Below are 22,055 nucleotides of genomic sequence, written 5' to 3'. Positions count from 1 at the left end.
GTTTCGTTCCTGATTCGGGAGGGGTTTCTCGTGGCCGACACCGCGGCGCGGATGCTGACCCTGCTGGGGCTGCTGCAGTCCCGGCCGGAGTGGACGGGACCGGAGCTGGCGCGCCGGCTCGGGGTCGGCGAGCGCACCGTGCGCAACGACATCGCGCGGCTGCGCGGGCTCGACTACCCGGTGCACGCGGTCCGCGGCGCGGCCGGGCACTACCGGCTCGGGGCCGGTGCCCGGCTGCCGCCGCTGCAGCTCGACGACGCCGAGGCGGTCGCCGTGGCGATCGCGCTGCGCACCGCAGGCGACGGCGGCGGGCCGCTGGGCGAGAGCAGCGGCCGGGCGCTCGCCAAGCTCGACCAGGTGCTGCCGGACCGGCTGCGCCGCCGGGTCGCGGCGATCCACGACAGCACCGCCGCCGGCCCGCGCAACACCGACACCGCCGATCCCGATCCGGAGGTCGACCCGGCGGCGCTGACCGCGCTGGCGTCGGCGATCCGGGACCACGAGCTCGTCCGGCTGGACCTGCCGGGGCAGCAGTGGCCGGCCACCGTCGAGCCGTACCGGCTGGTCGCCTGGCAGGGCCGCTGGTACCTGGTCGGCCGCGCGGAGGCGGCCTGGCGGACCTGGCGGGTCGACCTGGTCGGCCTGCGGCCGCCGACCGGGCGCCGGTTCGCCCCCGATCCGCTGCCCGGCGGCGACTACCCGGCGCTGGTGCTGCGCGAGGTCGCCTCGACCGGCTGGAAGGTGCACGTGCGGATCACCGTCGAGGCGCCCGCGGCGACCGTGCTCGCCCGGATCAATCCGGCCGTCGGCATGGTCGAGGAGATCGACGACCGGCGCTGCGTGCTGGTGACCGGCGCCGACAGCATCGGGACGGTCGCGGTGTACATCGGGCTGCTCGACCTGGACTTCCACGTGACCGAGCCCCCGGAGCTCGTCGACCGGCTCCGGGTGCTCGCCGCCCGCTACGCGCGGGCCGCCGGCCCCGTCCCACCCCCCGACGGCGGGGCGGGGCCGGAGCTCAGGACGCCATGTCCAGACCACCGTTGACGCTGATCACCGAGCCGGTGACGTACCCGGCGCGGTCGTCGACCAGGAACTGGACGGCGCGGGCGATCTCGTCGGCCTGGCCGAGCCGGCCGACCGGGACCTTCGCGATGATCTTCTCCAGGGCCTTCTCCGGCACCGCGGCGACCATCTCGGTCTCGATGAAGCCGGGCGCCACGCAGTTGACCGTGATGCCCTTGCGCGCGACCTCCTGGGCGAGCGACTTCGAGAACCCGATCAGACCGGCCTTCGACGACGCGTAGTTCGCCTGCCCGATGGAACCGGTCTGGCCGATCACCGACGAGATGTTCACGATCCGGCCGAACTCGTTGCCGGTCATGTGCTCCAGCACGGCCTTGGTCATGTAGAAGGCGCCGGACAGGTTGATCCGCAGCACCGCGTGCCAGTCGTCGACGGTGAGCTTGCGGACGGTCTTGTCGACCGTGATGCCGGCGTTGTTGACCAGGTAGTCGACCCGGCCCTTCTGCTCCAGCACCTCGGCGACGACGCGCGAGCAGTCGTCCGGCTCGCCGACGTTGCCCTGGTGCACCGAGACCGACGCGCCCTCGGCGCCCAGCTTCTCCCGCAGCTCCTCGGCGGCCTTGGAGTTCGACGAGTAGCCGGCGGCGACGTGCACGCCCTGCCGGGCCAGCGCGGTGGTGATGGCGGCGCCGATGCCGCGGGCACCGCCGGTGACGATGGCGACGCGCTGGTCCGGGTGGGTGTCGGTGATGGCGGTCATGCCGTTCCTCCTGTGGTGCCGCTCGTGGCGGCGTCGAGAGTGCGCTTCATGCCCCGCTGCACGGCGTCGGCCAGGTAGGGACGCAGCTGGTCCGGGGTGACGATCCGGTGCACCGAGCCGACGCTCTGCGCCCGCTCGATGGAGTGCTTCGTGTCGAACTCGTCCGCGACCTGGCCGAGCTTCTCGGAGCGGACGTCCGGCCGGAGCGTGGCGAGCTCGCCGCGCAGCCGGGCCGCCTCGGCCTCGTCGCCGGCCCCGGTCGCCTCGGCGATCCGGGCCTCCAGGCCGGTGATCCGCTCGTCCTTCGCGGTCCGGTCGTTGACCTCGCTCGCGAAGACGACGGCGGCGGCGGGCGCACCGCCCAGCACGGAGGCGTACGAGCCGGTGATCGCGGCGACCTCCATGTTGTCGTTCAGCGTCCCGGAGAACACCACGAACGCCCCGCCGTGGTAGCGGGAGACGACGCAGAACACGATCGGGCCGTCGAAGTTGACGATGGCCCGGCCGATCTCGGCGCCGTTCTCCAGCTGCAGCCCGCGCAGCGACTCCGGTGAGCCGTCGAACCCGGACAGGTTCGCCAGCACCACCAGCGGCCGGTTGCCGGACGCGGCGTTGATGGCCCGCGCGCACTTGCGCGAGGACCGCGGGAACAGCGTGCCCGCGGTGAACTGCGACGGGCCGTCCACCGGGCTCGGGCCGCGCCGCGGCAGCGGCCGCGACTCGATGCCGATCATCGCGACCGGCTGCCCGCCCAGGTGCGCGTCGAGCGCGACGACCGACTCGGCGTCGTGCATGTCGGCCCACCGCTCGGACGTCGGGTGGTCGGCGTCGGCGACGCCGCGCAGCACCGACCGGATGTCGAACGGCTTCTTGCGCTCCCGGTTCGTCTCCGGCGCCCAGATCTCGCCGAGCGTGCCGAACTCGCAGTTCGGCCCGGCGTGCGGGGCGGTCGTGACGTCCCGGGACACCGGGTCGGTGGTCGGCGCGGGCCGCGGGAACCGCTCGCCGGGCAGCGTCCAGGTGTGCGCGTAGTGCGCGAGCAGCACGCCGACCGCGCCGGACAGGTCCGGCGCCCAGTACTGCGCCTGGCCGTTCGGGCCCATGATCCGGTCGTAGCCGCCGATGCCGAAGTTGTCCTCGGCGGAGACGCCGCCGGAGAAGTCCAGCGAGTGCTTGCCGGTCAGCACCATGGCCGAGTCCGGCGTCATCACCAGGATGCCCCTGGTGTGCATCAGCATCGTGGCCTCGGCGTTCCAGTAGGGCTGGGCGCCGACGTTGATGCCGGTGACGACGACGTTCAGCTCGCCGCCGTCCTGGGTGAACTCGATGATCCCGCGCAGCACCCGGGAGATCCAGTCCATGTTCTCGGTGCCGGAGTCCATCGCGATCTTCGCGCCGGCCGAGACGGCGAACCACTCGACGGGCACGTCCAGCTCGCGGGCCAGCTCGATCGCGGCGAGCACCCGGCGGCACTCCGGCTCGGCGATCGCGCCGAGCGCGCGGGTCGGGTCGCCGAGCAGCACCACCCGGCGCATGCCCTCCGGGTAGCGCAGGGTCGGCACGGTGACGACGCCGAGCACCAGGTTGGCGGTGTTGCCGCCGGGGGCGCGATCGACCGGGTGCGGGCTGCCCGCCTCGTCCAGGTCGTACTCCTGCCAGGAGCCCGGACCGGCGTCGATCGGGGCGGTCAGCAGCGGGACGATCTCGTACGGGTAGACGGCGCCGCGGCGGCGCGCCTTGAGCACCTTCTGGTCGTAGGAGTCGAGCTCGCGCATCGGCTCGGTCGGCGGCTGGTCCAGCCGCACGGTGAGCCCGGCGCCGGGCGGGCGGGACATCCGCAGCAGCATCGACCGCGGGCCGCCCTGGCCGCCGGTGACCGCCGCGTCACCGCTGCGGAACTCGACGAGGACCTGCTCCAGGCCCAGGTTCGCGGTGCGCGGGGCGAGCCGGCGGACCACCGAGTCCAGCTCGGCCAGCGGCACGTCGACCTCCGGCCAGACGTAGAGCTGGATCCGGTTCCAGGAGGTGCGGGCGAGCGTGCGGTCCCCGGCGCGCGCGCTGCGCAGCGAGTTGATGCAGGCGTCGAGCGCCCGCTCGAACTGCGGCAGCGACCGGATCCGGCCGGTCTCGTCGTCGCGCAGCACGGTGAGCTCGCGGACGTCGGCCATCGCGACCAGCCGGTCGTCGGCGGTGACGTTGCGGCCGACCGCGCGGAACAGGTGCACGTCGGTGGCCGCGGGCAGCCGGGTCAGCTCGAAGTCGCGGAAGCGCCACAGCCGCAGCCGGTCGGCGACCAGCGGGTGCATGCCGCGCAGCGTGCGGTCCTCGACGAGCTCGCCGTCGCCGTCCGGGCGGAAGGTGAACCAGGTGGGCGGCTCCGCGGCGTCGTCGGTGCCGGCGCCCGGGTTCGGCCGCACCGCGACCGCGACCCGGTGCAGCGCCGCGGGGACCCGGCCCAGCGCGGCCCGGACCCGCTCGGCGCGGGCGTCCGGGTCGCCGCCGTCGTCGGCCTTGGTGGAGGTGACGTAGAGATCGACCAGCGCGGTCCGGCCGCTGTCCAGCTCGCCGACCCGGCGGCGCAGCTCCTCGGCGGTCGCCAGCGCGCCCTGCGGGTCGTTGTTGTCGATCACCGTGGCGAACAGCGTGCGGTCGTTGCCGAGGTGCTGGTAGCGCGCGGTCAGCAGCGGCCGGCCGGCGTGCTCGGCGAGCTCGAGCTCGCGCAGCGGGCGGACCCGGTAGTAGCGCCGCGTCATGACCTCCAGCAGCACCGCGTCGTGCCGGTCGCCGAACACGCCGAGGATCGGCTCGGAGGAGCCGACCAGCGCGTCGATCCGGCGGTTGCGGTCGGCGGTGCCCGGGTCGGCGGCCAGCACGTCCAGGCTCTCCCGGACATCGCTCAGCACCCGGCTGCGCTCCGCGGCGACCACCGGCGCGTCGAACGCCCGGTAGCGGACCAGCCGGGCGGTGTCGCCGACGACCGGATGCCGCAGCTGGGTGGCGACGACGACCTCGTCGAGCGTCCGCAGGTACTCCTCGCGGGCCGACGCGGACAGCCCGGCGACCGACTCCGGGTGCTGCAGCCGCCAGTTCAGCAGGTTCAACACGACCGGGACCTGCTGCGGGGCGCGGCGGTGGGCCAGGAACATCCGGTAGAGCGCGGGCCCGAGGTCCGGCCCGGCCGCGATGTCGGTGACGCCGTAGTGCGCCAGCGCCCGGCGCAGCTTGGCCTGGAACGACTCCGGCAGCCCCTCGTCGTCGGGATTGCGGCTGCGCAGGTAGGCGTAGAGGTACTCCTGCGGGTTCCGCTCGGTCTCGCCGGTCTCGTCGTCGGTCTCGGAGCGGTTCCGGGACAGCGCGCAGAGGTCGGCGAAGATCCGCAGCACGGTCGTCTCCCCGGCCAGCACCGCCGGGTCGTCGGCCGGGAGGTCCGCCCGGGCGGCGGCGAGCCTGCGCAGCTGCGGCCGGGCCTGGCCCTCGTCGACGTCGAAGCCGAGCACCTGGAACCGGAGCGCGGACAGCGCGTCCGCGGCGGTCCCGGCCGGGTCGCCGGTGTCCCCGGCGGCGCCGAACGCGGACAGGTCCACCCGGTCCCCGGCCGCGGCGACCGCGCCGGCGTCGGCATCGGCCAGCGGCTCCAGCCGGACCAGCTTCGTGCCGCCGTCGACCTGGGTGTTGGCCGGGACGAGCAGCTCGGCGACGGTCCCGTCGAACGGGGCCCGCAGCGAGGTCTCCAGCTTCATCGACTCGACGATGGCGAGCGTGTCGCCCTCGGCGACGGTGTCACCGGGGGAGACCGGCAGCGCCACCACCATCGCCGGGGCCGGTGCGCGCACGATGCCCGCCTCGCCGCCGGAGATGCGGTGCACAGCGCCGTCGACCTCGACCAGGTAGTCGGACTCCTGGGCGACCGACAGCACCGTCCAGCTCTGCTCACCCACGGTGAGCCTGCGCTCGTAGGCGCCGTTGCGCTCGACGTCGACGTCGACGCTGACACCGTCGAGCTCGACCCGGTAGCGCCCGGCCCGGGTGCGGGCGACCGTCAGCTTGTAGGACTGCCCGGCCGCGGTCACGTCGGTCTGGTGCCAGGTCTCGTACCCGACCTCCGGCCGGCCGGCCTCGGCCGAGCGGAACAGCCGGTCCTGCTGGCGGGCGACGTGCCCGTCGTGCGACTGGACGGCGGTGGCCAGCAGCGCCACGTCGAGCCGCCGCGGCGGGGTGTACCCGGCCGCCATCATGGTGTCCAGCCAGGTCGTCTCGACCTCGCCGGAGCGCAGCTCGTCGCGGTCGAGCAGGTCGAGCAGGAACGCCTTGTTGGTGGAGCCGCCGTCGATCACCGCTGCGGTCTGGCGCAGCGCCCGGGACAGCCGGGCCCTGGCCTCGTCGCGGTCCCGGCCCCAGGCGATCACCTTGGCGATCATCGAGTCGAACTGCGGCGGGATGACGTCGCCCGCCGCGACGCCGGTGTCCACCCGGATGCCCGGCCCGCTCGGCAGGGCGAGGTGCTCGATCCGGCCCGGGGCCGGCGCGAACTCGCGCTCCGGGTCCTCCGCGGTGAGCCGGGCCTCGATCGCCCAGCCCTGCGCGGCGGGCGTCTCGCGTGCGACCTCCGCCAGGGTGCCGCCACCGGCGATGTGCAGCTGGAGCTTCACGATGTCGACCCCGGTGCACGCCTCGGTGACCGGGTGCTCGACCTGCAGCCGGGTGTTGACCTCGAGGAAGGAGAGCAGCTTCTCCGCGGGCTGGTAGAGGAACTCCACGGTGCCCGCGTTGACGTAGCCCGCGGCCCGGGCCAGGTCGGCGGCGGCGTCGCGGAGCAGCCGCTCCTGCTCGGGATCGAGCGCGGTGGAGGCGGACTCCTCGATCACCTTCTGGTTGCGCCGCTGCACCGAGCAGTCGCGCACGCCCAGCGTCCACACGTCGCCGGTGGCGTCGGCGACGACCTGCACCTCGACGTGCCGGCCGCCGGCCACCGCCCGCTCCATGAACACGGTCGCGTCGCCCGCGGTGCGCGCCGCCTCGGACGCCGCCCGCTCGAACGCCTCGTCGAGCTGCTCCGGCCCCGCCACGAACCGGATGCCGCGGCCGCCGCCGCCCGCGGTCGCCTTCACCATCAGCGGGTAGCCGATGCCCTCGGCCGCCTTGCGCGCCGCGTCCGCGTCGGCGACCGGCCCGCCGGACCACGGCGCCATCGGCACGCCCACCGACTCGGCCAGCTGCTTCGACGCGATCTTGTCCCCGAGCCGGCGCATGACGTCCGCCGACGGGCCGACGAAGGTGATCCCGAGCCGCTCGCACAGCTCGGCGAAGTCGGCCTTCTCCGACACGAAGCCCCAGCCCGGCCAGACCGCGTCGGCCCGGGACGCGCGCAGCGCGCGCTCCAGCTCGTCGTGGTCGAGGTAGGGGCTCGCGCCCATGTGGTCCGGGTCGTCCGGTCCGATCAGGACGGCCTCGTCGGCCTCCCGGACGTACATCGCGCGGCGGTCGACCGCGGTGTACAGGGCGATGGTGCGCAGGCGCCGGTCGGGCGCGTTCTGGGCGTTCCACTCCCGGACGGCGTTGATCAGTCGCATGGCGGGTTCGCCGCGGTTGACGATGGCGATGCGCGAGAACATGGCGGGTTTCACTGCTCCTGACGTGGGCGCTGCTGCGGCGGCGGTGACGGCGGGTCGGCGGGACGGGCGGGGATCGCCCGCACCGTCCTACCGGTAGGGACCCATCCTCGTCACTCGCCGAACGCGATGCGAACGTCGTCGGACGTCGGGGCCGTCGCGGCCGCCGTGCCGGTCGGCTGCCCCGGCGCGCCTGCCGGGTCGAGGAACACCTCGGGTGCCATCACGGCCGGGTCCACCTCCAGCACGGCGTAGCCGCCGACGGCGCCGGCGCCGAAGCCGGGCGCGAAGACCCGGGTGCGGCCGGCCACCACACCGTCGGCGACGGCGTCGAACACGGCGATCGGGATGGACGCCGCCGAGACGTTGCCCATCGACTCGATGTTGAAGTACAGCTGCTCGGCCGAGAGCCCGGCCTTGGCCGCGAGCTGCAGGATCATCGTCTTGTTGGCCTGGTGCGGGACGATCAGGTCGATCGCGTCGAGCATCGACCCGGTCCCGTCCGGGCCGCTCTCGCCGGACAGCTCGGAGATCATCTGCGCCAGGTAGCGGGAGACCAGCGCCTTGACCTCCGGCCCGTAGACGGTGATGTCGTTGTCGAACTCCGGGTTCGGCCAGATGATCGAGTTGACCTCGGAGGCCGGGCCGGACGCGTAGGTCTGCAGCAGGTCGATGTCGCCCGGCTCGCCGTCCGGCGCGGGGGCGACGACCATCGCGGCCGCCCCGTCGCCGAAGATCATCCGGGAGGTGCGGACGTTGCCGATCTTGTCGGAGAACTTCTCGACGCAGACCAGCAGCACCGGCCGCTGCACCTCCTGCAGCTGCCGGACGGCCTCGGACAGGCCGTAGGGCAGCCCGGCGCAGGCGGCGATGATGTCGGCCGAGCAGTGCGTCTGGAGCAGGCCCAGCTCGCCGGACAGCCAGGTCGACAGCGACGGGATCAACCGCTCGCTGGTGCAGGTCGCGACCAGCACCGCGCCGATCTCCTCGCGCCGGCGGCCGGAGTGCTCCAGCGCGCGCACGGCCGCCGACCAGGCCAGGTCCTCGATGTCGAGCTCGGTGTAGCGGCGCTGGTCGATGCCGGTCTTGGCGGAGATCTCGTCGGCGCTCATCGGCGACCAGGAGAACGCGGTGTTGCGCACGACGTCGGTGTTGGAGCAGACGTGCTCACCCCGGACGACGGCCAGCGCCTCCACCCTGGGCTGCACCCGGAACGCCTCGCGGACCCGGACCGGGGGCAGCGGGGACTCCGGTGTCACCGGCTCGGAGCGGGTGGCGAGCCGGCCGCGGCGGGCCGGCCGGGCGCCGGTGGCCCGGTCCAGGAACGCCTCGACGTCGCGGTTGCGCGGATGGAACGCGATGACGTGGTCGTCGTCGCCGATCTCGTCGGCGGTGCGCAGCTCGGTGGCGGCGCGGTCCCACGGGTACTGGTTGTGCAGCACCATCGCCCACCGGGTCAGCGCCTCGAGCTCGGGCACCTCGGCGTGCGCGTCGAGGATCTGGTTGAACGAGAAGACCGGGTAGTCCGGGTCGTGCCGGGGCACGACGAAGGTCATCGCGCCCGGGGTGGCGAGGAACTGCTCGACGGTCGGCTTCACCGCGGGCAGCTCGGTGGCGTGGTGGCGGCGGTGGCCGAACACGTCGAAGAGCAGATCGAAGATGCCGCGCTCGGTCTCGTCGTCCCAGGTGGCCGGCAGCGTCTCGAACGCCTCGCGGACCGCGCGGACCTTCTTGTCACCGTCCTCCCACGGGGTGAGCACCGGGAGGAAGACGTCGGCCCGGTGCCGCGGCAGGTCCCGCCAGCGGGTCGGCCGCTTCTCGAACATCGTCATGGAGAACCGGTTGACCCAGAACAGGTTCTGGCTCATGTCCCGGAGCAGCCCGAAGCGGCTCTCGTAGGAGCCCGCGGTGATGCGCTCCAGGATCTCGGTCCCGGTGGGGGCCTTGGCCTCGAAATCGCGGCCGACGATTGCCGTGAATTGGTCGAGATCGTCGATGACCGAGAAATCGAGCTCAGCCAGAAAATTGGCGGGAAAGACCAGACGGTCGTGGTTGTTGACCACGAACGGCTTCATGGGCGACCTCCTGGAGCAGCGCCGGCCGGGCGGGAATCACCAGGCTGGACGCGTGCACTAGCCAGGCGATGGGATCGGATGCGGTGCGTGCAACGGTATCGGCGGACGGTCACGATCGGAATGTGATCCAAGCCCTGGAGTGTGCGCGCTCACGGATAATCGGTCAACTCGGACGGTTACCGGGGAGAATGTTACCGAGTAGTTCTACCGGCAAGTTTTGGATGCATTTCCGGTGAAACGGCAGGTGGGCGGCGGGTGGGTGTCCACAGTGGAGATCCACCGGAGGCCGCCGGGCACCCTCCGCGCACGCACCGGCACGCAGTGCCGGGCAGCGGCGGGAGTGTGCACCGCCACGATGTGGCATCACCCGGGCAGTGGGCCATCCGGTGGGTCCGTTCGGTGGAACGGGGCCGGGGAGATCGGAGTCCCTGATGGACGGTCGGCGGTGCGGGGAGCGCCCGTGCGGGCCCGTGCTCGCCCTTGTCCGGCCGCCGGCCGTCCTGCACGGCCGCCGCGGTCGCCGGGTGTCAGTGCCGGCACGCCTCCGGCGTCGTGGCCGCGGCGCGGGTCCCGTGCTCCGGCCCGTGCTCCGGCCCGTGCTCCGGCCCGTGCTCCGGCCCGTGCTCCGGCCCGCGGTCCGGCCCGTGCTCCGGCCCGCGGTCCGGCGTTGCCGGCCGCTCCGGGGCGGGCGCCGGCGTGACGGCGACGAGCAGCGTCGCGAGCAGCCCGGCCGCACCGGCCCCGGCGAACGCGATCGTGTAGGCGATGCCGGCCGGCAGGATCCCGTCGTCGAGCACGAACGCCGTCGTCACCGCGGCCACGAAGGCGGTGCAGGCGCTGGTGCCGAGCTGGCGGGCCAGCGTGTTGAGGCTGTTGGCCGCGGCCGTCTCCGACTCCGGCACCGCCCGCATGATCAGCAGCGGGATGGCGGAGTAGGCGAGCGCGGCGCCGATCGCGGTGAGCGTCGCGACCAGCATCAGCAGCCAGATGGTCCCCGGCAGGGTCGCGAACGCCAGGTTCCCGGCGCCGAGCACCAGCGTGCCGAGGACCAGCGTGGTCCGCGGCCCGCGGGCCCGGGACAGCCGCGCCGACGTCGAGGAGAACAGCACCATCGAGCCGCCCATCGGCAGCAGCACCAGGCCGGCGACGAGCAGTGACTGGCCGAAGCCGTAGCCGGTGGCGACCGGTGCCTGCAGCAGCTGGGTGGTCAGCACGAACCCGGCGAACATGGAGAAGCCGACGAGCACCGTCGCCGTGTTGGTCAGCAGTACCGCGGGCCGGGCGGACACCCGCAGGTCGACCAGCGGCGTGCGCGTCCGCAGCTCGTACCGGCCGATCACCGGCGCGAGCACCAGCGCGGCGACGAACAGCCCGATCACCTGTGGCGACGTCCAGCCCCACTCGTTGCCCTTGGAGACCGCGAGCAGCAGGGAGACCAGCAGCGCGCCGATCCCGACGGCGCCGACGGCGTCGAACCGGCCGCCGGTCCGCAGGCCCGACTCGGCCACCAGCCTGCGCACCAGCACGATCTGCACGAGCGCGAGGACCGCCGCGCCGGCGAACAGCCAGCGCCAGCTGGTGAACTGGGCGACCACGCCGGTGATCGGCAGGCCGATCGCGCCGCCGAAGCCGAGCGAGGACGACATCAGCCCCACCCCGGAGCCGACCCGCTCCGGCGGGAGGATGTCGCGCATCAGGCTCATGCCCAGCGCGATCACCCCGAACGCGGTGCCCTGCAGCACCCGGGCGACGAGCAGCAGCTCGATGCCCGGGGCCAGTGCGCCGATCACCGATCCGACCCCGACCAGGACGAGCGCGACCAGCAGCATCCGGCGCTTGCCGAACATGTCGCCGAGCCTGCCGAGCACCGGCGCCGACACCGCGCCCGCCACCAGGTTCGCGGTGATCAGCCAGGACGCCGTCGACGGGGTCACCGACAGCAGCTCCGGGAACCGGGGGAGCAGCGGGACCACCATCGTCTGCAGCAGCGACACCAGCAGGCCGCAGGAGGCGAGCACGGCGATCGCCACCGCCGGGCGGGCGCCCGGGCCGGTGCGTGCGTCCGGGTCCTGAGCGGGGCGGGTTCGGGCCCGGAACACGCGACCTCCGTGGCGGCGAGAAGTGGTGGTGCCCGATCAGATGAGCACGCCACCGTGTCCCGCAGCAACCGGAAAGTTTGCATTGCCACCGATCTCACCCGCGTCTCGCCCGTGTCACGGCCGCGTTCCGGACCGCTACCGTGCGGCCTCGTGGAGATCCTCGCCAGCCGCGCCATCCTCCGTCCCGCCGATCCCGCGACGGCCGTCGCCTTCTATCGCGACACCCTGGGCCTGGCGATCTCCCGGGAGTTCCCCGGCGGGACCGTCTTCTTCCTGGGCAGCGGGTTCCTGGAGGTCTCGGCGTCGCCGTCCGGGGCGCCGGACGGCGACCCGGGGACCGATCCGGGCGGGCTGCGGCTGTGGCTGCAGGTCCGCGACCTGGCGGCCACCTACGCCGAGCTGTCCGCCGCGGGCGTCGCCGTGCTGCGCGAGCCGAAGCAGGAGCCGTGGGGCCTGCACGAGATGTGGGTCGCCGATCCGGACGGCACCCGGATCGTGTTCGTCGAGGTGCCGCCCGAGCACCCGATCCGCCGCGACACCCGCGGCGACCGGGCCGGTCAGACGGCCGGGACCGGCTCCGGCGCCGGCGGTCCGGCGTAGGTCGCGGACGGCCGGATCAGCCGGCGCTCGGCGGCCTGTTCCAGGACGTGCGCGCACCAGCCGACGACCCGGCTGGTCGCGAAGGTCGGGGTGAACATCCGCCGCGGGATGCCGCAGCCCGCCATCACCACACCGGCCTGGAACTCGACGTTCGCGTGCAGCGGCCGGTCCGGGCGCAGCCGGGCCAGGGTGTCGGTGATCCGCCGCTCGACGTCGGCGGCGCGTTCGGGCAGCGGTCCGCCGAGCCGGGCCGCGACGTCGCGCAGCAGCGCCGCGCGCGGGTCCGGGCCGCGGTACACGGCGTGCCCGAACCCCATGATCCGTTCGCCGGCGGCCAGCCGGTCGGCGACCCAGCGCTCGGGTGATCCGCCGGCGTCGCGGTCGATCAGGTCCAGCGACTCCAGCGCCCGGTCCGGTGCCCCGCCGTGCAGCGGCCCGGCGAACGCGCCGATCGCGGCGACCACGCAGGACGCGACGTCGGCGCCGGTCGAGGCGACCACCCGGGCGGTGAACGTCGACGCGTTGAACCCGTGGTCCACGGTGCTCACCAGGTAGGCGTCGACGGCCCGGACGTGCTCCGGGGCCGGTTCCGCTCCGGACAGCATCCACAGCCAGTTCGCGGCCGGGCCGAGATCGGCGCGCGGCGGCACCGGTTCCCGCCCCTCGCCGAGCCGGTACAGCGCGGCCAGCACGGTCGGCGTCGCGGCGCACACGGTGAGCGCGTCCTCGGCGCCGCGCTCCGGGCCGGCGTCCCACAGCGGGCGCAGCCCGTGCAGCGGGCCGAGCACCGACAGCGCGGTGCGCAGCCCCGCCGCGAGATCGGTGCCGCAGGCGTCGGCGATCGAGGGCAGCAGCGCCTGCAGCGCGTCCGGCAGTGCGCGCCGGGCGGCGATGCGCGCGTCGAACCGGGCCCGCTCGCCGAGGTCCGGGAGCCTGCCCTCGGCGAGCAGGAACCAGACGTCGGTGAACGTGCGGCTGCGGGCGAGCTCGACGGCCGAGTACTGCCGGTAGTGGTAGAAGCCCTCGTCCCCGCGGACGTCGCCGATGCTCGTGCTGGTGACGGCGATCCCGCGCAGGCCCGGGTCGGTGATGGTCATGTGGCGCACGGTCCGCCCCACCGGGAACCATTGTCAATATTGATCGGGTCAATGTTGATAGCGTCAATCCTGTGGACTTCCTGACGGTCGAGGAGACCGCCCAGCGGCTCGGGGTGAAGCGCGAGACGGTGTACGCCTACGCCAGCCGCGGGCTGCTGACCAGCGTCCGGGGCGCCCGGCGGCGGGGCAGCCGGTTCGCCAGGGCCGAGGTGGAGGCGCTCGCCGCGCGCGGCCGGGAGGCGGGCGAACCGTCCGGCGTGGTCGAGCGGATCCGGACCGGGATCACCCTGGTGGCCGACGGCGGACCGTGGTTCCGGGGTGTCCCGGCCGCCGGGCTGGCCGCCCGCGCGGACCTGGCCGAGGTCGCCGCGCTGCTGTGGGACGTGCCCGGCCCGGTCCGGTTCGACGCCGATCCGGAGCTGCTGGCGGTGGCCGGTGCGGCCCTCGCCGCGCTGCCGGCGCGGGCGCGCAGCACCGACCGGTTCCGGGTCGCGGTGGCCGCGGTCGCCGCCGCCGATCCGCTGCGTGCCGACGTGCGCCCGGCCGCGGTGAGCCGGACGGCGGCGACGCTGCTGGGGACGGTCGTCGCCGCGCTGGGCGGGGCCGCGTCCCCGGCCGCACCGGCTGCACCGGCTGCTCCGGCTGCTCCGGCCGCACCGGCTGCTCCGGTCGCACAGCCCACCCCGGTCGCACAGCCCACCTCGGCCGCACAGCCCACCCCGGCCGCACAGCCCACCCCGGCCGCACCGGAGCCGCCGCCCGGGCCCGATCCGGCGGTACTGCTGTGGCCCGCGCTCGCCCGGGACCCGGCCGCCGATCCCGGCACCGGCCCGGACCACCTCCGGGCCGCCCTGGTGCTGCTCGCCGACCACGGTCTCGCCGCGTCCACGGTCGCCGCCCGGGTCGCCGCGAGCACCCTCGCCGACGTGCACGCCGTCGTCTCGGCCGGGCTCGGGGCGCTCGACGGCCCCCGGCACGGCCTCGCCGGGACGCTCGCCCACCGCTTCCTCGCCGAGGCGCTCGACGATCCGCACGCCGCCCTGGCCGCCCGGCTGCGGGCGGGGGAGCGGGTCCCCGGGTTCGGGCACTCCGTGTACCGGGGCGCCGATCCCCGGGCCGTCGCGCTGCTCGATCGGCTGCGCACCGATCCGCGGGCGGACCGGGTGCTGGCCTGCGTCGACGCGCTCACCGACGGGATGGCCCGCGGCGACGGCCCGGCACCGAACGTCGATCTCGCGCTGGCCGCGCTGATGCACGCCCACGACCTGCGGCCGGACGCCGGCGAGCTGGTGTTCGCCACCGCCCGCACCGTCGGCTGGGTGGCGCACGCACTGGAGGAGTACGCGGAGCCGGGCCCGCGGTTCCGGCCGCTCGGCGTCTACACCGGGCCGCGCCCGCAGACCCCGCAGCAGACCCCGCAGCGCCCCGGGTGAGCAGAGCAAGGGACGGTTGGCGAGGATGTCGGCGTGACCCGACGCCGCTCCCTCGCCGACGGCGTCTCCGACACGTTCCTGCAGCTGTGGTCGGAGCGCCGCCCGTGCATCCTCGTCACCACCCGGCGCGACGGCACCCCGCACGCCGTCCCGGTCGGGGTGACCGTCGACGTCGAGGAGCGGATCGCCCGGGTGATCTGCCGCGGCGGGTCGCAGAAGGCCCGCAACGTCGCCGCGGCGGGTCCCGGTGGCGCCCGGGTCGCGGTCTCCCTCGTCGAGGGCCGCACCTGGTCGACGCTGGAGGGCGTCGCCGTCGTCCGGGACGACCCGGAGGCCGTGCGGGACGCCGAGCGCCGCTACGCCGCCCAGTACAAGGAGCCCCGGCCCAACCCGGAGCGGGTGGTGCTGGAGATCGCCGTCGACCGGGTTCTCGGCAACGCCTGACCGCGCACGCCCGGACACGGGGATACTCGGCATCGTGGACCTGCCGGAGACGACCTTCCTCGGCCACAGCACGCTGCGGCTGCGGATGGGTGGACGCACCGTCCTGACCGATCCGCTGCTGACCGCGGCGGTGGGCCCGCTGCGCCGGATGGTGCCCGCGGTGCACCCGGCCGCGCTCGCCGACGTCGACCTGGTCCTGATCTCGCACCTGCACGCCGATCACCTGCACCTGCGGTCGCTGCGGCTGCTGCCCCGCGACGCCGAGGTGGTCGTCCCGGCCGGGGCGGCCGGCTGGGTGCGCCGGCGCGGCGTGGCCCGGGTGTCCGGGCTCGCCGTCGGCGAGACCAGGACCTTCGGCGGCCTGCGGGTCACCGGCACCCCGGCCGACCACTCCGGGCACCGCTGGGGCCCGCGGCTCACGCACGGCCCGCAGGCCGACGCGATGGGGCACCTGCTGGAGGCCGACGGGCTGCGGGTCTACGCGGCGGGCGACACCGGGCTGTTCCCCGGGCTCGACGACGTCGCCGCGCAGGGCCCGATCGATCTCGCGGCGCTGCCGGTGTGGGGCTGGGGGCCGAGCCTCGGGCCCGGGCACCTCGACCCGTCCGGCGCGGCCGAGGCGGTCCGCCGGCTCGCCCCGAAGGTCACCCTGCCGGTGCACTGGGGGACGCTCGCCGTGACCGGCCTCTGCTCGGTGCCCGGCCGGATCGGCGGCCGGATGCGCGAGCTGCTGGTGCACCCGCCGCACGAGTTCGCCGCCGCCGTCACCGCGGCCGGGCTGCCCACCCGGCCGCTGGTGGTCGAGCCGGGCGCCCGGGTCGGGGCGACGGTGTGAGCGTGCTGCTGGCCGCGCTCGCGACCGCACCGCTCCCGGCCGAGGAGTGGATCGAGGCCGAGCTGACCCCGGACGCCGGCCGGATCGCCTATCTCGTCGTCGGCGGCGGGGTGCTGTTCGGCTCGATCCTGCCGGTCGTGCCGACCGGCGCGATCGTCGGCGCGGCCGCCGCGACGGCGATGACCACCGACGCGCTGTCCCTGCCGCTGGTGCTCGGGCTGGCCTTCGTCGCCGCGCTGGCCGGGGACGTGGTGACCTTCGCCGTCGCCCGCCGGGGCAGCGTCCCGGTGCTCGACGCGGTCGCCGGCGGCCGGTTCGGCGGGGAACGCACCGGGGCGCGGGTGGCGCGGATGCGGGACGCCTTCGCCGAACGCGGCTGGCTGCTGGTGCTGGTCGGCCGGGTCGCCCCCGCCGGACGGGTGCCGACCCTGATCGCCGCCGCCGCGTCCGGGATGGCCTGGGCGAAGCTGCTGCCCGCGGTCGCCGGTGGCGCCCTGCTGTGGACGCTGCTCTACGGCGTGCTCGGCGTGCTGACCGGCAACCTCACCGACTCGCCGCTGGTGGCCGCCGGGCTGGCGGTGGGGCTGGTGGCCGTGGTCGGGGCGGTGTCGGCGGTCGTGGGACGGCTGCGTGCCCGGCGCCGCGACCGTCGTGCCCGGGAGTCGGGGGACCGGGCCGACGCTCCGCGGTGACGGCCGGGAGGCCGCGGGCCCGGGACGGGCGAGGACCGGCCGGGCGCGACGGGAGGGATGTGCCGCGCCCGGCCGGAGCGGGTGGGGTCAGTTGCCGTCGCCGAACGGGCTGAACCCGAAGGGCAGCTCGCCGCCCGATCCGTCCGGTGTGCTGCCGTTCTGCGCGTTCGCCGCGGCCGGGGTGTCCTCGACGCTGCCGAGGGTGACCGGGACCTGGCGGGCGTCGTTCCCGGTGCCGACGGTCAGCGTGACCTGCTGGCCCGGGGCGAAGTTGCCGATCCGGGCGATCAGGTCGGCGAAGCTCGACACCGGGTACTCGTCGACCTCGGTCACCACGTCGCCCTCGCGCAGGCCGGCCTGCGCGGCGGCCGACCCGGGCTGGACGGCGGCGATCTCCGCGCCGGCGCCGGTGGCCGCGGCCCGCGAGGCCGCCACCGATCCCTGCACGCCGAGCTGCGGCTTGGTGGCGACGCCGTCGGACATGATCTCCTGGGCGACCCGCTTGGCGGTGTCCACCGGGATCGCGAAGCCCAGCCCGATCGAGCCCTGGCTCTGCCCGGTGGTGGCGATCGCCGAGTTGATCCCGACGACCTGGCCGGCCAGGTTCACCAGCGGGCCGCCGGAGTTGCCCTGGTTGATCGGGGCGTCGGTCTGCAGCCCGTTGTAGACGACCGGGGCCTCGCCGTCGCCGCCCGCGGCGACCGTCCGGTTCAGCGCGCTCACGATGCCTGCGGTGACGGTGCCGGACAGGCCCTGCGGCGATCCGGTCGCGACGACCTGCTCGCCGACCTGGACGCCCGACGACTCGCCGAGCGTCGCCGCGGTCAGCCCGGACGCGCCCTGCAGCCGGATGACCGCGAGATCGTAGCTGGGGGAGGTGCCGACGACGGTCGCCTCGTGCCGGGTCCCGTCGGACAGGGTCACCGTGATCTGGCCGCCCTGGGCGGCGCCGGAGACCACGTGGTTGTTGGTGAGCACCTCGCCGTCGGCGGTCAGGATGACGCCGGACCCCTCGGACACGCCCTGCGCGGTGCGGACCTGGATGTCCACCGTGCTCGGGGTGATGGCGGCGGCGGCCCCGGCGATCGAGCCGTCCGCGGCGCGGGCCGGGGTGCCCGGGTCGGCCGCGCTGGCCAGCGTCGGCTGCCCGGAGCCGGACGAGCCGAGCACCGCGTACGCGCCGCCGAAGCCGACCCCGCCGCCGACCAGGCCGGCCGCCAGGGCGAGCGCGACCACGCTGGCACCGAGCCGCTTCGGCGGCTTCGGGGGGTGGCCGCCGTTCGGCGGCGGGAACGGCGGGTACACCGAGGTGGGTGGGCTCCCCGCACCGTGCGCGGGCACGCCCGGCCGGGGGCCGGCCGCCGCCCACTCGGGGGACGGGCTCCGCTGCTCGGTGTCGCTCATCTCGGGTGCCTCCTCTGCGCGGGTGTCGTCGGCGTCGCCGGTGCGCGCGTCGCCGGAACGTCGGTCGGGCCGGGCCGGCCCCGGGCCGCCGCCGTCGGCGGCGGTGCGTCCGTCGGGGCTCCCGCTCGGACCCGGTCCCTGCTCGGTCATGTCAGTACTGTGCGGCCCGACCCTGAGACGAGCCTGTGATCGCGCTGGGAATCGCTGCGGCGTTCGGTGTGATGTCGCGGCAGGCCGCTGCGATCAGGTGCCGCCGGTCACCCGGAGTGCTCGACGAGCTCGACGATCGTGGCGTTCGCGGTGCCGCCGCCCTCGCACATCGTCTGCAGGCCGTAGCGGATGCCGCGGTCGCGCATGTGGTGCACGAGCCGGGTGAGCAGCACGGTGCCGGAGGCGCCCAGCGGGTGCCCGACGGCGATCGCCCCGCCCAGCGGGTTGAGCCGGGCCGGATCGGCGCCGAACTCGGCCTGCCAGGCCAGCGGGACGGGCGCGAACGCCTCGTTCACCTCGAAGGCGCCGATGTCGGAGACCGTGAGCCCGGCCCGGCCCAGCACCTTGCGGGTCGCCGGGATCGGCCCGGTCAGCATCCGCAGCGGATCGGCGCCGGACACCGCGCCCGAGTGGTAGCGCACGATCGGGGTGAGGCCCAGCTCGCGGGCCCGCTGCGGGGTGGTGACCAGCACCGCGGACGCGCCGTCGGAGATCTGCGAGCTGTTCCCGGCGTGGATCACGCCGTCCGCGGCGAACGACGGCGTCAGCCCGGCGAGGGTGCCTGCGGTGGTGCCGCGGCGCAGTCCCTCGTCGGCGTCGAAGCCGGGCGCACCGGGGACCGCGGCCAGCTGCCCGTCGAACGCGCCGGAGTCGATCGCGGCGGCGGCCAGCTCGTGCGAGCGGGCCGCGTACTCGTCGAGCTCGGTGCGCGACAGTTTCCAGTCGCGGGCGATCCGCTCGGCGCCGACGCCCTGGTTGAAGTCGGCGTTCGGGAACTCGCCGGAGGTCAGGTCGGCCCGGTAGCGCTCACGGACCAGCGGCCCGTAGGGCCGGCCCAGGTCGCGTCCGGCGCCCAGCGGCACCCGGGTCATCGACTCGACGCCCCCGGCGACGACGACGTCGTACTGCCCGGCGAGCACCATCCCGGCGGCGAAGTCGAACGCCGACTGGCTCGACCCGCAGGCCCGGTTGATCGTCACGCCGGGCACCGTCTCCGGCCAGCCGGCGGCGAGCAGCGCGTACCGGCCGATCTGCGCGGCCTGGTCGCCGACCTGGTTCACACAGCCCCACACCACGTCGTCGACGACGCCGGGATCGATCCCGGTCCGCTGCGCCAGCGCGTCGAGCACGGCCGCCGACAGGTCCACCGGGTGCACCCCGGCCAGCGATCCGTTCCGCTTCCCGATCGGCGTGCGGACGGCCTCGCAGACGACGGCCTCGGGCATGGCGGGTCCTCCTCGGTCACCGGTGACGCGGGTTCGTTCGCGACGCTAAGCCATCCGGGCCGGTCCGTGTGAGAGGGCGGTCACAGGCTCGGGGGTCGAGCGGATCTGGATCGGTGCGGTAACGTCCGCCGGGTACGCGAAGGGGAGTAGCTCCCAACGCTGCGCTCGACATACTGGGCACGCCCTCGGTGGCGGCCCCGGGTGCGGCGGCCTGACCACCACCAGGCGAGCGAGACCTTCGATCCGGCAGTGCCGGATCGAGGATCCCCATTACCTCGATCCGGCGCGAGATCGAGGGATGGACATGGACGGTTTCCTGGTCGCGTTCGCGGTCAGTTTCGGTGTCATCTTCGTGGCCGAGCTCGGCGACAAGTCGCAGCTCATGGCCCTCACGTTCGCGACCCGCTTCAAGGCGATCCCGGTGCTCATCGGGATCACGATCGCCACCTCGGTGACCCACCTGGTCTCGGTGGCCGTCGGCGTCGGCCTGGGCGCGTCGCTCCCGACCGGCTGGATCTCACTGGTCGCGGCGGTCGCCTTCATCGGCTTCGGCGCGTGGACCCTGCGCGGGGACTCGCTCACCGACGACGAGGAGCGCAAGGCCAAGCGGGCCGGCGGCTCGGCGGTGGTCGCCGCGTCGGTCGCGTTCTTCCTGGCCGAGCTGGGCGACAAGACCATGCTGGCCACCATCACGCTGGCCACCCAGTACAACTGGTTCGGCGTCTGGCTGGGCTCCACGCTGGGCATGGTCGCCGCCGACGCGATGGCGATCGTGGTCGGCCGCAAGCTCGGCCAGCGGCTGCCGGAGCGGGTCATCTCGATCGGCGCCGCGCTGATGTTCTTCGTCTTCGGTGCCTGGCTGTTCGTCGAGGCGGTGCCCGAGGTGTGGGGGCCGGACGCCTGGTCGGACGCCGCGGCGCTGATCGACGACCGGGTCGCCGGCTGGGCCGCGGTCCTGCTCGGCGTGCTCGGGGTCGGGATCACCGTCTGGCTCCGGGGCCGCGCGCACCGGGCCCGCGGCGAGCGCCGGCTGGAGGTCGTCCGCACCCCGGGCAGCCCGGCCTGGTGGGCCCGGCTGCTGCTGCTCGTCGCCGCGCTGCTCGGCTTCGGTGCCCCGCTGCTGGTCGCGCTCGGCGTGCTGGAGCCGATCGCGGTGCTGGCCCGGCCGGGTGTCGCGGTCGTCGGGGCCGGGCTGCTGCTGCTCGGGTTCGCGGTGGTCGCGATCGCGACACTGCAGCTCGGCACGGTGTGGCGGCGGTCGGCGACGGAGGCGGGTGCGGCGGTGGCCGGCGGCACCGAGCCCGGCCCTGCCGCCGCCGCAGCTGCACGCCGGCCGGTCCTCGCGACCGGCGGCCTGCACAGCCGGGTGCGCAATCCCGCGCTGACCGGCCTGATCGTGGGCTGCGCCGGGATGCTGTTCATCTCGCCGACGCTGCTCGGCGTGCTGGCCGGGGTGCTGATCCTGGTCGCGGTGCAGATCCAGGCCCGCGCGGTGTACGAGCCGGGACTGGGCAGCGCGCTGGGCGCGGAGTACGACGCCTACCGCAGCCGCACCGGCCGCTTCCTGCCCCGGTTGCGCGGCGGCGAGGAGCCGGGCGCGGAGCACGACCCGGATCGCAGCCGGACGCACTAGACCCTCGCAGATTCACCTGGTACACCGTACGAGAAACTCGGTACGGTGTACCGGGTGAACCGAGGGGGCTGCCATGACCATCCTGGTGACCGGCGCGACGGGGAACATCGGACGTCTCGTCGTCGACCATCTGCTGGCCCGGGGCGCCGGTCCGGTGCGGGCGCTGACCGTCGATCCGGTGCGCGCCGCGCTGCCGGACGGCGTGCAGGTCGTCCGCGGGTCGGTCCGCCGGCCGTCGACGCTGGACGGCGTGTTCGACGGCGTCCGCGCCATGTACCTGGCCCCGGTGGAGGAGACGGCCGCCGAGGTGGTCGACCGGGCCACGGCCGCGGGCGTCGAGCACGTGGTGGACCTGTCCGGGGAGCCGGAGAGCTGGTGGGGATCGGTCACCAGGGCGGTGGAGGCGGGCGCCCGGGAGTGGACGCACCTGTGGCCGGCCGACTTCGTGGAGAACGTGAGTGTCTGGTACCCGCAGATCCGGGCGACCGGCGTGGTGCGGGAGCCGTGGCCGGACCTGGCGAGCACGCCGACCGCGATGACCGACATCGCCGAGGTGGCGGCCGTCGCGCTCACCGAGGACGGCTATGCAGGCCGGGCGCTCACCCTCACCGGGCCGGAACGGGTCAGCCGGGTGCAGTCGGTGGCCGCACTCGCCGCGGCCACCGGCGTCCCGATCGCGTTCGAGCAGGTGAGCGAGGAGGCGGCGGTCGCGGCGCTGGAGCCCTCGGCCGGCCGGGAGACCGCCGAGTTCCTGGTGCACACCATCCTCGGGTTCCTGCGGGACGTCGAACCGGCGCCCAGCGGCGTCGTCGAGGAGGTCACCGGCCGCCCCGGCACCACGGTGGCGGCCTGGGCCCAGGCGCACGCGGACCAGATCCGGGCCGCCATCAGCTGATCACGCGTCGTGGGGCG

15 protein-coding genes are annotated in these 22,055 nt (G+C 74.9%); 8 read left to right on the top strand and 7 right to left on the bottom strand.

Annotated elements, in window-relative coordinates; genetic code table 11:
- The first annotated feature begins 30 nt into the window (after positions 1–30).
- Positions 31–1,047, top strand: coding sequence for a helix-turn-helix transcriptional regulator (locus ABD160_RS22425; protein WP_344025640.1), 1,017 nt, complete (start codon positions 31–33; stop codon positions 1,045–1,047).
- Here the strand turns inward: ABD160_RS22425 and ABD160_RS22420 are convergent.
- The 4 genes from ABD160_RS22420 to ABD160_RS22405 form a co-directional block, all read right to left on the bottom strand.
- Positions 1,019–1,786, bottom strand: a complete 768-nt coding sequence (locus tag ABD160_RS22420) for a beta-ketoacyl-ACP reductase (RefSeq protein ID WP_344025638.1) — start codon at positions 1,784–1,786, stop codon at positions 1,019–1,021. The two genes, ABD160_RS22425 and ABD160_RS22420, sit on opposite strands and share 29 nt — an antisense overlap.
- Positions 1,783–7,398: an ATP-binding protein gene (locus tag ABD160_RS22415; protein WP_344025636.1), complete on the bottom strand. Its 5,616-nt coding sequence runs from the start codon at positions 7,396–7,398 to the stop codon at positions 1,783–1,785. The genes ABD160_RS22420 and ABD160_RS22415 overlap by 4 nt, the downstream gene beginning before the upstream one ends.
- A gap of 110 nt (positions 7,399–7,508) precedes the next feature.
- Complete coding sequence (locus ABD160_RS22410; protein ID WP_344025634.1) at positions 7,509–9,470, bottom strand: 3-oxoacyl-[acyl-carrier-protein] synthase III C-terminal domain-containing protein; 1,962 nt, start codon at positions 9,468–9,470, stop codon at positions 7,509–7,511.
- 527 nt (positions 9,471–9,997) lie between these two features.
- Entirely contained in the window at positions 9,998–11,569 is a 1,572-nt protein-coding gene (locus ABD160_RS22405; protein ID WP_344025632.1) for an MFS transporter, read from the bottom strand.
- Between the two features lie 150 nt (positions 11,570–11,719).
- Between ABD160_RS22405 and ABD160_RS22400 the strand changes: the two genes are divergently transcribed.
- Positions 11,720–12,169, top strand: a complete 450-nt coding sequence (locus ABD160_RS22400; protein ID WP_344025630.1) for a VOC family protein — start codon at positions 11,720–11,722, stop codon at positions 12,167–12,169.
- Here the strand turns inward: ABD160_RS22400 and ABD160_RS22395 are convergent.
- Complete coding sequence (locus ABD160_RS22395; protein WP_344025629.1) at positions 12,127–13,266, bottom strand: citrate/2-methylcitrate synthase; 1,140 nt, start codon at positions 13,264–13,266, stop codon at positions 12,127–12,129. The two genes, ABD160_RS22400 and ABD160_RS22395, sit on opposite strands and share 43 nt — an antisense overlap.
- A gap of 71 nt (positions 13,267–13,337) precedes the next feature.
- On the opposite strand from ABD160_RS22395, the gene ABD160_RS22390 reads away from it, so the two are divergent.
- Genes ABD160_RS22390 through ABD160_RS22375 form a run of 4 tightly spaced genes read left to right on the top strand, consistent with a single transcriptional unit; the run spans position 13,338 to position 16,670 of the window.
- Positions 13,338–14,699: a citrate synthase gene (locus tag ABD160_RS22390; RefSeq protein WP_344025626.1), complete on the top strand. Its 1,362-nt coding sequence runs from the start codon at positions 13,338–13,340 to the stop codon at positions 14,697–14,699.
- A 33-nt stretch (positions 14,700–14,732) separates the two neighbouring features.
- Positions 14,733–15,143: a TIGR03618 family F420-dependent PPOX class oxidoreductase gene (locus ABD160_RS22385; RefSeq protein ID WP_344025624.1), complete on the top strand. Its 411-nt coding sequence runs from the start codon at positions 14,733–14,735 to the stop codon at positions 15,141–15,143.
- Between the two features lie 34 nt (positions 15,144–15,177).
- The gene (locus ABD160_RS22380) at positions 15,178–15,978 is read left to right on the top strand and encodes an MBL fold metallo-hydrolase (protein ID WP_344025622.1); all 801 of its coding nucleotides are present in this window, start codon (positions 15,178–15,180) and stop codon (positions 15,976–15,978) included.
- The gene (locus tag ABD160_RS22375; RefSeq protein WP_344025620.1) at positions 15,975–16,670 is read left to right on the top strand and encodes a DedA family protein; all 696 of its coding nucleotides are present in this window, start codon (positions 15,975–15,977) and stop codon (positions 16,668–16,670) included. The genes ABD160_RS22380 and ABD160_RS22375 overlap by 4 nt, the downstream gene beginning before the upstream one ends.
- Before the next feature lie 87 nt (positions 16,671–16,757).
- Here ABD160_RS22375 and ABD160_RS22370 read toward each other — a convergent pair whose 3' ends face one another.
- Together ABD160_RS22370 and ABD160_RS22365 are read right to left on the bottom strand one after the other, a co-directional pair.
- Positions 16,758–18,224 (bottom strand): S1C family serine protease, encoded by a 1,467-nt coding sequence (locus ABD160_RS22370; protein ID WP_344025619.1) that lies wholly within the window; start codon positions 18,222–18,224, stop codon positions 16,758–16,760.
- 107 nt (positions 18,225–18,331) lie between these two features.
- The gene (locus ABD160_RS22365) at positions 18,332–19,510 is read right to left on the bottom strand and encodes a thiolase family protein (protein ID WP_344025617.1); all 1,179 of its coding nucleotides are present in this window, start codon (positions 19,508–19,510) and stop codon (positions 18,332–18,334) included.
- 304 nt (positions 19,511–19,814) lie between these two features.
- On the opposite strand from ABD160_RS22365, the gene ABD160_RS22360 reads away from it, so the two are divergent.
- Both ABD160_RS22360 and ABD160_RS22355 read left to right on the top strand, forming a co-directional pair.
- Positions 19,815–21,143: a TMEM165/GDT1 family protein gene (locus tag ABD160_RS22360; protein WP_344025615.1), complete on the top strand. Its 1,329-nt coding sequence runs from the start codon at positions 19,815–19,817 to the stop codon at positions 21,141–21,143.
- Between the two features lie 73 nt (positions 21,144–21,216).
- Positions 21,217–22,038, top strand: a complete 822-nt coding sequence (locus ABD160_RS22355; protein ID WP_344025612.1) for an NmrA family NAD(P)-binding protein — start codon at positions 21,217–21,219, stop codon at positions 22,036–22,038.
- Positions 22,039–22,055 lie beyond the last annotated feature (17 nt).

Source organism: Pseudonocardia kongjuensis (genome assembly GCF_039526905.1).
GTDB classification, from domain to species: Bacteria; Actinomycetota; Actinomycetes; order Mycobacteriales; family Pseudonocardiaceae; genus Pseudonocardia; species Pseudonocardia kongjuensis.
Note: the sequence above shows the minus strand (reverse complement) of the source record. Positions and strands in the feature narration are given on the sequence as shown.